Source organism: Nocardia sp. IFM 10818 (assembly GCF_054655275.1).
In genome coordinates this window covers 3,731,354-3,744,728 of the sequence record NZ_BAAHJH010000001.1, presented here as the reverse complement: position 1 = coordinate 3,744,728, position 13,375 = coordinate 3,731,354, and the positions used below count along the sequence as shown (strand labels likewise).

Sequence of the window (13,375 nt, the reverse complement as noted above, 5' to 3'; positions counted from 1 at the left end):
ACATCCGCCCGCCCGGTCCCCGTCTCGGCATTCCGGAGGACACCATGAACACGCATGTGGGCTACCGGGCCCGGCTGTCGCGCATCTCGCAGATCACCCGGGTGCTGTGGACCAGCGAAACCCATTGGGTGGCCGATGCGCTGGGGGTGCGGGAGTGCGGGTCGTTGCGGTGCCGGCTGCACTGCGCGGCCGGGTTCAGCCAGTGCGAGCACCATATGGCGATCGAACGGCCACTGCCGGAACGGATTCGGGAGGTCCTGGAACAGCTGGGGCCGACTTTCGTCAAGGCCGGGCAGATGCTGGCGCTGCGGCCGGACTATCTGCCGCTGCCCTATGCGCAGGCGCTGCAGCGGCTGCACACCCACGCGCCGTCGTTCGACGCCGAGATCGCGCAGGCCATCATCGAGACCGAGCTGCGCGCTCCGCTGGACCGGCTGTTCGCCGAATTCGAGCCGAAACCGTTTGCGGCGGCGTCCCTGTCACAGGTGCATCGGGCCCGGCTGCGGGACGGCCGGGCGGTGGCGGTCAAGGTGCAGCGGCCGGAGGTGGCCGCGCTGGTGTCCCGCGATCTGGCGCTGTTGCGGTGGGCGGCCGGGAAAGTCGAGCAACATCGCAACGGCTCGCTGGCGTTCCGGCCCACCGAGGCGGTCGACGAACTCACCGCCTACACCACGCGGGAGCTCGACTTCCGGCGTGAGGCAGCGGTTTCCGAGCAGGTGCGGCACAATGCGGCGGGCGACAAGCGCCTGGTGGTACCCGCCGTGCACCGCACGCTGAGCACGGCGCGGGTGCTGACCACCGATCTGATCGACGGTATCGAGCCGGCCCCGGCGGCCGAACTGGCCGCGGCGGGGATCGATCCGGACCGGGTGCTGGCCGCGGGCGCCAGCTGGATGGTACGGCAGCTGTTCAGCGACGGGCTCTTCCACGCCGATCCGCATCCGGGCAATATCCTGCTGCTGCCGCGCAATCGGGTCTGTCTCATCGATTTCGGCATGTTCGGCCGGCTCGACCGCACCCAGCGGCGCCGGATGGGGCTGATGCTGCTGGCGCTGATCAGCGGCGACTACAACGCGGTCGGCATGCAGCTGCTGCGGATGTCGACGCTGCGCCCGGGAGCCGATCCGCGCGGCTTCCGCGATGCCGTGGCCGATCTCGTCGAGGACTGGTACGAGGCCGAATCGGGGATGACCGCGGCGCAGCTGCTGCTGCGCGATCTCGGGCTGGGCGGGTCCTTCGGCATCGTGTTCCCGCGCGAGCTGATGCTGCTGTGCCGGTCGCTGGTCACCCTGGAATCCACCGCGCGAGTGATCCGGCCGGAATTGGATCTGTCGATCCTCTTCCGGCCGCTGCTGCCGCAACTGCTCATGGCCCTGCTGCCGACACCGCGCAATCTGTGGGGGATGCTCTCCGAACAGCGCATCGACTACCTCGGCCTGGCTCTCGAAATGCCGGATATGGTCCTCGAACTCGCGGACACGCTGCGGCGGCGCAGTGTGCTCGACCAGCTCAGCGCATCGGTCGCGCCACCGCCGCCGAAGAGCTGGCTGCCCGCGGTGGCCGAGGTGGCCGCCGGCGGCTGGATCGCCCGCGGCCTGCGCACGGCGCTGCCACGCTGATGGCCCGCGCGCCGGCGCGGGCCGGCCGTCACGCGGACTTCTCGGCGGCGTTCTCGCCCGCTTCCACCAGCCGGACGCCGGTGACCAGGGTCGGCTCGATCGCGACCACGGTGTCCATGGCGCCGGTCACCCACGGCCGCAGCAGCCGCTCGTAGCGCGCGACGCGCTCGGGATCGGTGACGGTCCGGGCGATGCCGGTGACCACCACCGACCAGCCCAGCTGCCGGATCGGATCGATGTCGTCGGCCTCGTAGGCCACCACCACATTGGCATCGGCGCGTACCGCCGAGGTCAGCCGTGAGGTGAGGCGAGTGCGTACGACAATGATCTCGCCCTCGTCCAGCAGATGGTTCACCGGCCGGATCGCGGGCAGGGCTTCCCGGGTGAACACCACCCGGCCGTAGGAGACGCTGGACAGCAGGCGCAGGGCTTCCTCGCGGGTCAGGTGAACCGTGTCCCGCGGGGGTAGGTCGCCATCGAGGAACCCGCTCACCGCGTATCACCCGCTCGCATCCTGGCGTCGGCATCGAACAACACTCCGTGTTGTCTCACCCGGATCGGCCATGACTCGGACGGACGCATGTCGCAACAACCCTTTCTACCGTGCTCCCCTACTACAGACCCCGCGCTCCATGTCACCACCGGGCGCGCGGGTTCGCCAGGGCCGAAGGTCCTCCATTGATCGCCCATCCGGATAACCGTGCCGGGACCTCGGCCGGCCGTCTCAGTTCGAGAGCGTCGCATGTCCGGCCGCCAGCACTCGGGTCAAGAAGGCTCCGGTCACCGCCGCCATCACCGCCGCCATGACCAGACCGCCCAGTGCGCCGATCGCCGCCACCAGCGGCGCCGCCTGGCCGGGCTGCCACAATGGGCTGGTCACCAATGTGAACGCGCTCAGGCCCGCCACCCAGGCGACCGCGGTGCCCCAGATCCACAGCACGGCGCGATCGGTGAAGCGGCGCAAGACGACCCACTGGGCGCTGCCGAGGGCGAAGACCATGATCAACGCACCGGCGGCTATCACCGGTATCTGCGCCCCGACGGGCCAGTCGCCGAGGTTCTCACCGAACACCATCAGCAGCACACCCACCGACCAGGCGACGATTCCGCCCGCGGCGGTGGCCGCCACCCAGTCGCGAACGCGCAACCGGGACAATGCCGTTCGCAGCACGCCGGCCTGGAAGGCGCCCAATACCGCGCCCTCGACCGCTCCGGCGAGCAGCATCGTGCCCGCGACCACGGCCGGTCGGCCGTCGACGACCAGCGCACCGGCGAGAGCAGGCGCGGCGAAGCCGAGGAACTCGCCCAGCGTCACCCGGGTGAACCACCGGCGGCGCAGGCTCGCCGACGGTGCGGATCGGGCCCGCGGCCCCACATCGAACACCACATACGGATCGGTCGCCGACGCCTGTGTCCGCGGCCGCGCTTGCAGGAAGAGCGCTTCGACCTGCTCGTGCTCCAGCGAGGCCGGCCACACGACATGGCCGGTGCCGCCGAACCACTCCCCGTCGATGCGAATCGACGCCGGGTGCGGTTCCCGAAAGTTGCGCCACCACGTCTTTGTGCCGGCATTCGCAACCCGGACGACCACGCTGTCGCCCGCTCGGACGAAGGACACGGGCAACGCTCTGCGCCGTCCCGACCATCGCCCCTCGTACCGCAGCTCACCCACCGTGTGCGACAAACCCGTCGGCAGCCGCAATGCCATCAGCACCGCCGATGCTCCCAGTCCCGGTGTCTCGTACTTCACGCTCACCGCGCCCTCCATCCGGTCGGCGAATCGATTCGTGCCATGTATCGATCCTCCGCCCGGCGCACGGTCGGCCACAGAAGCGAAAGTCACTGCCTTCGTTACCTTTCGCCGATCGATGTCGTTACGCGCGACGGCCCCGCGGGGGCCGTTGGTCCCGCGCGCGAAGGCATCAGTCCTCTGCCGATCCGAGCACGGTGCGGCCAGGCTGAACAGATGACAAAGGACACCGCACACATCGTGATCCTTTACGCGACGGCCGCCGGATCGACTCGGGGGATCGCCGAATTCATCGGCAACGCACTCCGCGAGCGGGGGGCCGAGGTCGAAGTGGCCGACATCGGCAAGGCGCCGGATATCGCCGGGGCGGGTGCGGTCATCCTCGGCAGCGCCGTCCACAACGCCGATCTGCTGCCCCAGGCGACCGCCTACATCCATGACCATCAGGACGAGCTGCTGGCCCGGCCGGTCTGGCTGTTCAGCGTCGGGCTGGGTCCCGCCCTGCGCGGGCCGATCGGCCGCCGGTTCGCGGCGCTGGTGCCGTCCAAGATCGCCGCCGTCCGCGATTCCCTCGCCGTGCGCGACTATCACGCCTTCGCCGGTGTCATGCATCGCGCCGGGACCGCCTGGTGGGCTCGGCTCGTCTATCTCGCGATGGGCGGGGGCCGCTACGGCGACCTGCGCGACTGGAACGAGATTCACGCCTGGACCGAGACCATCGTCGCCGGGCTGCGCCTGTCCACCACCAACCCACCCGCGAGGTGATCACCATGCACGCACGCGATATCCTCAGCCGACCGGTCGTCACGGTCCGACCGGAAACCTCACTGCGCCAAGCGATCGCACTGCTGACCGCGCACGGCTACGCCGCACTGCCGGTTGTCGACGATCAGGACCGGGTGGTCGGAATATTCTCCGAATCCGACGCGCTCGCGGTCACGCATCCGGACGGGCTCACCGTCGCGACCGTCATGGCGGTTCCGGTAGAGGTCATCACGCCCGGCACCGACACCTCCGCCATCGCCAGCCGTATGCTCACCGGGCAGTTGCGCTCCATGCCCGTGGTGGAATCCGGCATTCTGGTCGGCATCGTCTCCCGCCGCGACCTGCTGCGCACCCTCATCGACGACGACGCCGCCATCGAGGCGAAAATCCGTGCGCTGCTCGATGATTACGCCGGCAGCCGCCGCCAATGGGACATCGAGGTCACCGATGGCCGCGTGACCGTGCGCGGCGTGTTCGCCGACGATGTCGAACAGCGCACCGTCGCCGAGCTGACCCGCGTGGTCTCCGGGGTGCACCACGTCGAGGTGATCGAGGATCGGGTCCTACCGCCCCAGCGATAAACGACACGCGAACCCCGTGGGCTCGGACTTCGTTCGGGCCCACGGGGTTCGCGTGCTGTCGGGTCTATTTCTTCCCGCCGCTGCGGGCGCCGATATAGGTCGTCACGATTGCGGCGACGGTGATGAGCAGTGCGATGAGCACCGCCGCGGTGGGCCAGTCCATGATTCACCTCTTTTCCGATGACGTGCTGCACAGCAGCCGGTCCGGTCCTGCGTGCAAGGCGCGGCGAATCATCTCTTCCAGCCCATCGAGCGCCGCCAGCGATGAGCAGGGGTCGGTATTGATCAGTTCCGGGAAGTCGCCGCTGAACGCGAGGTACGCCGAATCCGCCGGCGACCATCGCACCTCGTAGTTCACGCCGAGGAGCTGCTGCTCGATTCGACCGGCGGAGCCGGTATGCGGGTCGCTGTTCATATATCGACTGTGCCCGTTTCCTCCGGAATCCAACCGATGCCAAAGACCCCGGCCGCGGGCACCTTCGGCCGCTCAGGAAGGGGCTTATGACCCGCGACAGCAAGGCGCCGAGCCCCGACCCTGGTTCCATGGAGACATCGAATCCCGGCCTCGCCGACCGCCCAGCCTCGACCCGCCCGGCGATATTCGTTCTCTCCGTGCCGATTCGGCGCCCGCCGCCCGCGGTGTTCGCGCTATTGGCCGATATTCAGGACTTCGAACCCATTCCCCGCACCGCGACCGTCCGCATGGACAAGGAGCCACCCGGCCCGACCATGCCCGGTACCCGCTGGCACGAGGCGGTCCGGATCGCACCCGGCTGCTGGTTGCACGTCGAGAACATCGTGTCGGAGGTGCACGAGCCGCATCTGCTCGGCATCGATTTCCGCTCCCGCTGGCTGACCGGGCATCTGGACTACGCCATCGAGCCGGTCGCGGATGGCAGCACCCTGCACCAGCGCGAGACCCTGCGCTTGCGCGCCTTCGGCCGGTGGCTGGGACCACTGATCGAACGCCGGCTGCGGCCGCGCCTGGCCGAACGCCTGGCGGACATCAAAGCGATCCTCGAGACGCCGGCGTAGACGCAAGGAACTCGGCTGTGCTCGGCATCGCGGGGGCCACCCGGTTCGTGGCCGGATTCGCGGCGGACACGGTGCGCGCGGTGCGCAACGAGCTCGCCGGCAGGCAGACGTGGGCGCGCGGGAGCCGCGCGCATATCGAGGCCCGGGCGGTGCACCGGAGCGACGCGCCGCCCGGATACGCGGCGGCGCTGCGCCGGGAGGTCGGGGCGATCGACGGGGTGCGGTGGGCGGCGGTCAATGGCGTACTGGGCGATGTCGTCGTCGATTTCGATCCGGATCTGGTCACCGTCGCACGGCTGCGGGAGACCGTGGCGCGGGTGGAGCGCGAGTTCGGCGTGGACCGCAGCGTGCGCGACCGGCCGATGCACCCGGGTGGTTTCGAGCCGGTCTTCGACGAGTTGGTCGCCCTGGGGGCCGATCTGCTCGGGGCGGCCGTCGGGTTGGCGGGCCGGATCGTGCCGCCGCCGGCGGTGCCGCCGGAGACGATCGCGGTGGTGCACGCGGTGGATCTGGTGCCCGGACTGCGGGCCGGGCTGCAGGCCCGCTTCGGCGCGGTCCGCGTGGATGCCGCACTGGCGCTGGCGGGTTCGGTGGTGGCGGCCGCGGCGCACACGCCGCTGTCGGCCGTGGCCGATGCCGGCCTGCGGGCGGTACAGCTGCCGGCCGCACTGGCCCGCCGGCACACCTGGGAGGAGCGGGCGGCGGAGCTCGCCGCCCATGCCCGGCAGGCGGCGGCCGCGCCGCAACCGGCGTCCGGCGACCGGCCGGTGCCGCTGCCGCCCGGTCCCGTGGAGCGGTACGCGCAGCGGGCCGGTGTCCTCACGGGTGGCGCCGCCGCGGCCTTGCTGCCCACCGGCGGCGTACTCCGGGCGGCCCGCGCGGTCTCGTTCGGGGCCCCGCGCGCGGCGCGGATGGGCGCGGCCGCCCATGCCGCCGAATTGGGCCGACTGCTCGCCCGCCGGGGCTATCTCGTCCGGGATCCGCAGGCCCTGCACCGGCTGGATCGCATCGACACCGTGGTCATCGATGCCGATGTACTCCTCACCGCGACAGGGGCGCTGGACCCGCACACCGAGGCCGTCGTGGCCGCCGCGCATGCGGTGGGCCGGGTCGTGATCACCCCGCGATCGTCCGGGCTGGCCGCCCGGGTGGGCGCCGACGGCAGCATCGGCGGCGGCGGGCATCTGGCCGAGTCGGTGCGGCAATTACAGCGCGAGGGCCATGTGGTGGCGCTCATCGCCGGGCACAATGCCTCCGGACTCGCCGCCGCCGATTGCGCCATCGGCATGCTCGCACCCGGCCGCACACCACCGTGGGCCGCCGATATCCTTTGCGGCCCAGAGCTTTCCGATGCCTGGCTGCTGCTCCAGGCCTGTGCTCCCGCCAAGGCCAACAGTGCATTCGCCGTCCGGCTCGCACTGCTCGGTTCGGCGTCGGGCGCGCTGCTGGGACTGCTCGGCCCGTCGCGTGGCGCCTATCGGCGCGGCGCGCTGCCGGTGGGACTGTCGGCCCTGATCGCCGTCGCGGGCGGCATCTGGTCGGTGGGCACGCTGGCGCGCCGCACTCCGCCGCCGATCGCCGACACCACGCCGTGGCATGCCATGCCGGTGGAGCGGGCTCTCGCGGCCCTGGGAAGCGCGCCGCCCGGCCTGTCCGCCGAACAGGCGGCCCAGCGCCGCACCGCCGCCGACACCGGAGCGCCGGGGGAAACATTCTGGCGGGCAGCGGCTTCCGAGCTCGACACCCCGCTCATCGCGCCGCTGGCCGCCGGCGCGGGCATATCGGCGGCCAGCGGTTCCCTGCTCGACGCGGGGCTGGTCACCCTGGTCATGGCGGGCAATGCCCTGCTGGGCGCGGTGCAGCGCATCGCGGCCGGGCGGGCGGTGCGGCAACTGGCCGATATCGGCGCGCTGCACGCCACGCTGCGCCGCCGCGACCACGAGAGAATCACCCCCGCCGAGGAACTGGTCGCCGGCGACATCGTGGTGCTGCGCGCCGGTGACGCCGTCCCCGCCGACTGCCGACTGATCGAGGCCGAGCATCTCGAGGTCGACGAATCCAGCCTGACCGGTGAATCCCTGCCCGTACCCAAGGATCCCGCACCGGTGGACTCGGCGGTGGTCGCCGAGCGCACCAGCATGGTGTACGCGGGGACCACCGTGGTCGCGGGCACCGCCACCGCCGTCGTGGTCGCGGTCGGCGGCGGCACCGAGACCGGCCGCAGCGGCACGCTGGCCGACAGCGCGGAGAACGCCGCCGGTGTCGAAACCCGTTTGGACGCTTTGACGGTGCTGTCCATGCGGATCTCGGTCGCCGCCGCGGGCGCGGTGCTGGGCATCGGGCTGTTGCGCGGGCGGCTGGCCGCCGCCGTGGGCTCGGCGGTGGCGCTGGCCGTGGCCGCCGTGCCGGAGGGGCTGCCCTTCGTCGCCACGGTCGCGCAATTGGCCGCGGCGCGGCGGCTGTCGCGGCGCAATGTGCTGGTGCGGACCCCGCGGACGCTGGAGGCGCTGGGCCGGGTCGACACGGTGTGCTTCGACAAGACCGGCACCCTCACCGCCGGGCACATCGAATTGCGCCGGGTCAGTGACGGATTCGAGCACGAGCCGCTCGACGCACTGCGCCCCGCCCGCCGCGCCGCACTGGCCGCCGCGCTGCGCGCCACCCCGGTGGATCCGCTCGGCCACGCCCTGCCCCATCCCACCGACCGCGCCGTCACGCGCGGCGCGGAGGCGGCGCAGGTGCGGCGGGACGAGGGGGAAGCGAACTGGGTCATGGTGCAGGAGCTGCCCTTCGAGCCGGGGCGCGGTTTCCACGCCGTCCTCGGCCGCACCGACGGCCGCCACCTCATCAGCGTCAAGGGCGCCCCGGAGATCGTGCTGCCGCGCTGCGCCACCCGCCGCCACGACGGCGGTAGCGAACCGCTCACCGGGACGCTCGCGGCGGATATCGCCGGGGCCGCCGATACCCTTGCCGAACAAGGCTTCCGGGTGCTCGCGGTGGCCGAACGCGCGGCCTCGCAGCGTTCCGAACTGGATGCCGATCGGATCGAACGGCTGGAATTCGCCGGTCTGCTGTGCCTGGCCGATCCGGTCCGCCCGACCGCCGCCGCGGCGGTGCGCGATCTGCGCGCCGCGGGCGTGGACGCCGTCATGCTCACCGGCGACCATCCGCACACCGCCGCGGCCATCGCCACCGAACTCGGCCTGCGCACCGGCGGCCACGTCATCACCGGCGGCCACGTCATCACCGGCGCCGAGGTCGAGACGCGCAGCGAGGCGGAACTGGCCGCGCTGGTGGCCGAAACAGCGGTCTTCGCCCGGGTCAGCCCGGTGCACAAGGCCGCCATCGTGCGCGCCCTGCAGCGTGCCGGGCATACGGTCGCCGTCACCGGCGACGGCGCCAACGACGCACCCGCCATCAGGCTCGCCGATGTCGGAATCGCCCTGGGCCCCAAGAGCACTCCGGCCGCCAAACAGGCCGCCGATCTCGTGGTCACCGATGAGCGCATCGAGACCATTGTCGACGCCGTCATCGAGAGCCGCGCCATGTGGCGCTCGGTGCGCGACAGCGTGTCCATGCTGGTCGGCGGGAACCTCGGGGAAATCGCCTTCACGGTCGGATCCTCCCTGCTCTCGACGGCCTCGGCACTCAACGCCCGCCAGCTGCTGGCGGTGAACCTGCTCACCGATCTGCTGCCCGCCCTCGTGGTCGCGGCCCGGCCGCCCCGCGACGTCACCCCGGACATGCTGCTCTCGGAGGGCCCCGACAATGCGGTCGGCGATGCCCTGCAACGCGATGTCACCGCGCGCGCACTGGCCACCGCCGCCGCGGCGTCGGCGGCCTGGATCGCCGCCCGCGTCGTGTGCCCGCCCCGGCAGGCGAGCACGGTCGGCTTCGCGGCGCTGGTCGGCACCCAGCTGGCGCAGACCGCGCGCAGCGCGCACGGCGATCCGCTGGTGCTCGCCGCCGGATTGGGCTCGGCGGCAGCGCTTTTCGCTCTGGTGCAGTTCCCGCCGACCAGTTACTTCTTCGGCTGCCGGCCGCTGGGCCCGATCGGATGGGCCATCGTGGCCGCGACCAGTATCGCGACCCCGGCCGTCATCGGGACCCGCCACTGATCGGGCGCACCGGGGTGACCGGGCCGGTGGCCTGGGTCGCGGAGGCCGCAGGCCGTTGCGCCGCGGTTCCGGCGTCGAGGGAGCGCCCGAGGGCCATGAGCTGATCGACGGTGTCACCGTGGCGGGCGAGGAATTCCGCTCGGGCGCGGCCGCGGCGGAAGGTGATGAACGCCTTCCCGGTGTGCAGTTGCCAGGTGTGCCAGAACAGCATTGGGATCATGAGTACGAAATTGGCTGCGCCCCAGACGATCCAGACGCGTTCGTTGAACCAGCCGTCGGAGGGCATGACGGTGGGGAAGATGTTGTAGATGCCGATCACGAGCATGAGGACCGGCAGGGTGTAGATGCGGGCCATGATGTAGAGCTCGGGGCGGCGCATGACCAGCGGGTAGATCTCGGCCACGGCCAGGATGCAGATGCTGCCGGCGAAATGCTCCTCTTGTGGCGGGTAGCCGCCGTAGGTGAAGCACAGGTTCCACGAGGTGTAGACGAAGTTCCAGGCGACGGTGGTGAAGGCGATGAGTTCGGCATTGCCGTCGGCGGTGATCTCCCAGAAGCGCGGGGTGTAGGGGATGGTGAGGCAGAGCCCGAGGCCGACGGCGGCGTTCCAGTAGTTGCCGATCTGGGCGTCGCGCAGGGTGGCCTCGGTGATGTTGAGGAACAGGATGGCGTAGGGGAACCAGAGGAACCGCGGGTGGCGCAGCAGCGTCCACACGCGGCCGGGCCGCTGTTCGGCCACCGAGACGCGCATCGCGCCGACGATGGTCAGCGGGATGAGCACCGAGAGGATCTTGGCCCAGGAGAACCAGTTGATCAGCCCGATATCGCGGCCCGGCCCCCAGATCCACAGGGGGAAGGTGAGAATCGACAGCCCCCATACCCACATCGAGGCGCGGGGATGCAGTTGCATGTAGCGGACGATCGCCCACAGGATCGCACCGAACACGATCATCGAGAGCGCGGTGACCCAGGTGAACGGCGCCGGATTCCCGGTCACCGCTTCGGACGCGGCTGTAATCATGGTCGGCCCTTCGTTGTCCCGTTGATCGCTTCAGCAAACAACGAGCACAACCTGTGGGCCCAGGGACCAAATACCCCGGTACCAGACCGGAGGTCCCGTTTCCGCGGGTCAGTGCGTCCCGGTGAGGAATTCCACGCAGGATCCGATGGTGGCCAGCCGAGGGTAGTCGTCCTCCTCGATACGCCGTCCGCTCGCAGCGGAGAGCCGTTCGACGAAGGTCAGGAAATCCAGCGAGTCGAGGTCCAGCGCCGGGCGCAAGGGCTCGTCGACCGGCAGCGCGGCCAGTTCCGCCTCCCCGGCGAAGCCGCGCAGCGCGGCGCGGACCATGCCGTCGGCGATCTCGCGAGACAGGGTGGTGGACATTGTTCTCACAGCTCCTCTGGATGTTGCAGCAGGTCCGAGACAGCGCGCAGGAAGCGGGCCCCAACCGCGCCGTCACTGGCGCGGTGATCGGCGGACAGGGTGGCGGTCACCTGGGCGCGCACGCCGAGCAATCCGTTCACGGCACAGGGGCGTTCGCTCACCGCGCCGAAGCCGGCGATGGCGACCTGCGGGGCGGGAATGACGCCGAATACCGAATCCGCGCCCAGCTCACCGAGATTGGTCACCGAGATGGTCGCGGGCACGGTGTCGGACGAGCGCAGCCGCAGCGTGCGCGTGCGCTCGACAATGCCGCGCAGTGCCGCCATCATGGCGGGCGGGTCGAGGGTGTCCGCATCCGGAATGGTCGGCACGATAATCCCGCCACCGCGCAGCGACACCACCACACCCAGGTGCACCGACCCCGCCGGGCAGAATCGGTCATCGACCCAGTGCCCGTTCAGTTCCGGCACCGCCCGCGCGGCCCGCGCCGTCGCCGTGAGCAGCAGCGCCGCGGGCACCATCCGGCCCGCGACCGACAGCTCGCGATTCGCCGACCGCAGCCAGCGGGTGGCGGCATCCATATCGATGGTGCTCGACAGATAGTAGTGCGGCACAGTCTGTTTGGATCTCGTCATGGCCGCCGCGATCTGCTTGCGAATCGCCACCGGTTCACGCGCAGGCAGCCCACCGGCACCCGACGACCGCGGGCGCGCCTGCGAGACAGCCGATTCCGCCGCACTATCGGACACCTGCCCCGCCGCAGCGGGGTCGGACACTAGCCCCGCCGGGGCAACGCCAGATAGCCCTTCCGCCGCGACAGTGTTGGACACCCGCTCCGCCGCGGCCGCCGCCCGCACATCGGAGGCCCGCACCGCACCGCCGGCCCCGGTTCCGGTCACGCCGGCCAGATCCACACCGAACTCACCCGCCAGCCGGCGCGCCAGCCCGGAGGCACGCACCCACCCGTCCCGAGTCATATGGTGCAAGGCAGTCGATGTCTCCCGTTCTGCGACAGCAGAGTCCGCTCCGGCCGCACGCACGCCCGCGTCGGAGGCACGCAACGGCGCGATCGGCCCGGCGTGGACGTCGACACCGTCCGCACGTCGGCCCGCGCGACCCGGCACTGTAGTGGCCCCCGGCCGACTCGCAGCACCGCCCCGGCCGGACCGGCCAGCGGCGTCAGCGGCTTCGCCCGGCCCGGACTTTCCGGGAGCGATGTCGTGGACCGCATCGCGATCCGCCACGGCTTGTTCCACATCGGCCCGCACGATCCTGCCGCCCGGCGCGGACCCGTGCACGGTGGCCAGGTCTATGCCCGCTTGCGCGGCCAGACGCCGAACCAGCGGCGTCGCCCGCACCCCGGATCCATTCCCATCGTGCCGGTGCGGACCACTCGCGGCCGAACCCGCCTCTGCGGCAGCGGGTATCAGCTCAGCACGAGCGGATACCGGCTCCGATGCGGCCGGCACCTGCTCCGATGCGGCCGGCACCAGCTCGGGTACGGCAGGCACCAGCTCGGGTACGGCGGGCACCGGCCCAGATGCGGCAACCACCGGCTCGGGTGCGGCAGCCACCGGCTGCGGTGCGGCAGCCACCGACTCGGGTGCGGCGGGCAACGGCCCAGATGTAGCAAGGACCGGCCCCGATGTGGCGGGCACCGGCTCCGATGCGGCAGCCACCGACTCGGGTGCGGCAACCACCGACTCGGGTGCGGCAACCGCCGGCTCGGGTGCGGCGGGCAACGGCCCAGGTGCAGCAAGGACCGGCCCCGGTGCGGCGGGCACCGGCTCCGATGCGGCAGCCACCGACTCGGGTGCAGCGGGCAACGGCTCGGCGGCCGGGGAAACGGCTTTCGCCCCGGTGCTTTCGCCGATGGTGTCGGTGGCGGCGCTGGTTTCGATGGTTGCCAGCGGGGTGCCGACCGGGACCGTTGTTCCTTCCGGCACCAGGATTTCGCCGATGACGCCGTCGTCGAAGCATTCCACCTCGATGGCCGCCTTGGTGGTGTCCACTTCGGCGACGATATCGCCGGCGTGCACGGTGTCGCCGGGGTGAACCAGCCAGGTCAGCAGGGTGCCCTCGGTCATGTCCGCACCGAGTGAGGGCATGCGGAATTCCGCCAT

The 13,375-nt window shown here is 71.2% G+C and carries 11 protein-coding genes; 5 read left to right on the top strand and 6 right to left on the bottom strand.

Annotation, left to right across the window (positions count from 1 at the left end):
• Positions 1 to 44: 44 nt before the first annotated feature.
• Positions 45 to 1,619, top strand: coding sequence for an ABC1 kinase family protein (locus ACYQ5L_RS17070; protein ID WP_459958678.1), 1,575 nt, complete (start codon positions 45 to 47; stop codon positions 1,617 to 1,619).
• Positions 1,620 to 1,647: 28 nt separating this feature from the next.
• Here the strand turns inward: ACYQ5L_RS17070 and ACYQ5L_RS17065 are convergent, their stop codons facing one another.
• Both ACYQ5L_RS17065 and ACYQ5L_RS17060 read right to left on the bottom strand, forming a co-directional pair.
• A complete protein-coding gene (locus ACYQ5L_RS17065) occupies positions 1,648 to 2,112 on the bottom strand; it encodes a pyridoxamine 5'-phosphate oxidase family protein (RefSeq protein ID WP_459958677.1) in 465 nt (154 codons plus the stop codon).
• A gap of 231 nt (positions 2,113 to 2,343) precedes the next feature.
• Positions 2,344 to 3,375, bottom strand: coding sequence for a PNPOx family protein (locus ACYQ5L_RS17060; protein WP_459958676.1), 1,032 nt, complete (start codon positions 3,373 to 3,375; stop codon positions 2,344 to 2,346).
• Positions 3,376 to 3,585: 210 nt separating this feature from the next.
• Here ACYQ5L_RS17060 and ACYQ5L_RS17055 point away from each other — a divergent pair, with 210 nt between their 5' ends.
• Together ACYQ5L_RS17055 and ACYQ5L_RS17050 are read left to right on the top strand one after the other, a co-directional pair.
• Positions 3,586 to 4,134, top strand: a complete 549-nt coding sequence (locus ACYQ5L_RS17055; RefSeq protein ID WP_459958675.1) for a flavodoxin domain-containing protein — start codon at positions 3,586 to 3,588, stop codon at positions 4,132 to 4,134.
• Between the two features lie 5 nt (positions 4,135 to 4,139).
• Complete coding sequence (locus ACYQ5L_RS17050; RefSeq protein ID WP_459958674.1) at positions 4,140 to 4,715, top strand: CBS domain-containing protein; 576 nt, start codon at positions 4,140 to 4,142, stop codon at positions 4,713 to 4,715.
• 166 nt (positions 4,716 to 4,881) lie between these two features.
• Here ACYQ5L_RS17050 and ACYQ5L_RS17045 read toward each other — a convergent pair whose 3' ends face one another.
• Positions 4,882 to 5,130, bottom strand: a complete 249-nt coding sequence (locus tag ACYQ5L_RS17045; protein WP_459958673.1) for a hypothetical protein — start codon at positions 5,128 to 5,130, stop codon at positions 4,882 to 4,884.
• An 86-nt stretch (positions 5,131 to 5,216) separates the two neighbouring features.
• Here ACYQ5L_RS17045 and ACYQ5L_RS17040 point away from each other — a divergent pair, with 86 nt between their 5' ends.
• Positions 5,217 to 5,750 carry an SRPBCC family protein gene (locus tag ACYQ5L_RS17040; RefSeq protein ID WP_459958672.1) on the top strand — a complete coding sequence of 178 codons (534 nt, stop codon included), beginning with the start codon at positions 5,217 to 5,219 and terminating at the stop codon, positions 5,748 to 5,750.
• Between the two features lie 17 nt (positions 5,751 to 5,767).
• A complete protein-coding gene (locus ACYQ5L_RS17035) occupies positions 5,768 to 9,868 on the top strand; it encodes an HAD-IC family P-type ATPase (protein WP_459958671.1) in 4,101 nt (1,366 codons plus the stop codon).
• Here ACYQ5L_RS17035 and ACYQ5L_RS17030 read toward each other — a convergent pair.
• The 3 genes from ACYQ5L_RS17030 to ACYQ5L_RS17020 all read right to left on the bottom strand — a co-directional run bounded on the left by ACYQ5L_RS17030 (position 9,849) and on the right by ACYQ5L_RS17020 (position 13,360).
• The gene (locus ACYQ5L_RS17030; protein ID WP_459958670.1) at positions 9,849 to 10,889 is read right to left on the bottom strand and encodes a hypothetical protein; all 1,041 of its coding nucleotides are present in this window, start codon (positions 10,887 to 10,889) and stop codon (positions 9,849 to 9,851) included. The two genes, ACYQ5L_RS17035 and ACYQ5L_RS17030, sit on opposite strands and share 20 nt — an antisense overlap.
• Positions 10,890 to 10,997: 108 nt before the next feature.
• Positions 10,998 to 11,252: an acyl carrier protein gene (locus ACYQ5L_RS17025; RefSeq protein ID WP_459958669.1), complete on the bottom strand. Its 255-nt coding sequence runs from the start codon at positions 11,250 to 11,252 to the stop codon at positions 10,998 to 11,000.
• A 5-nt stretch (positions 11,253 to 11,257) separates the two neighbouring features.
• Entirely contained in the window at positions 11,258 to 13,360 is a 2,103-nt protein-coding gene (locus ACYQ5L_RS17020) for a 2-oxo acid dehydrogenase subunit E2 (protein WP_459958668.1), read from the bottom strand.
• Positions 13,361 to 13,375 lie beyond the last annotated feature (15 nt).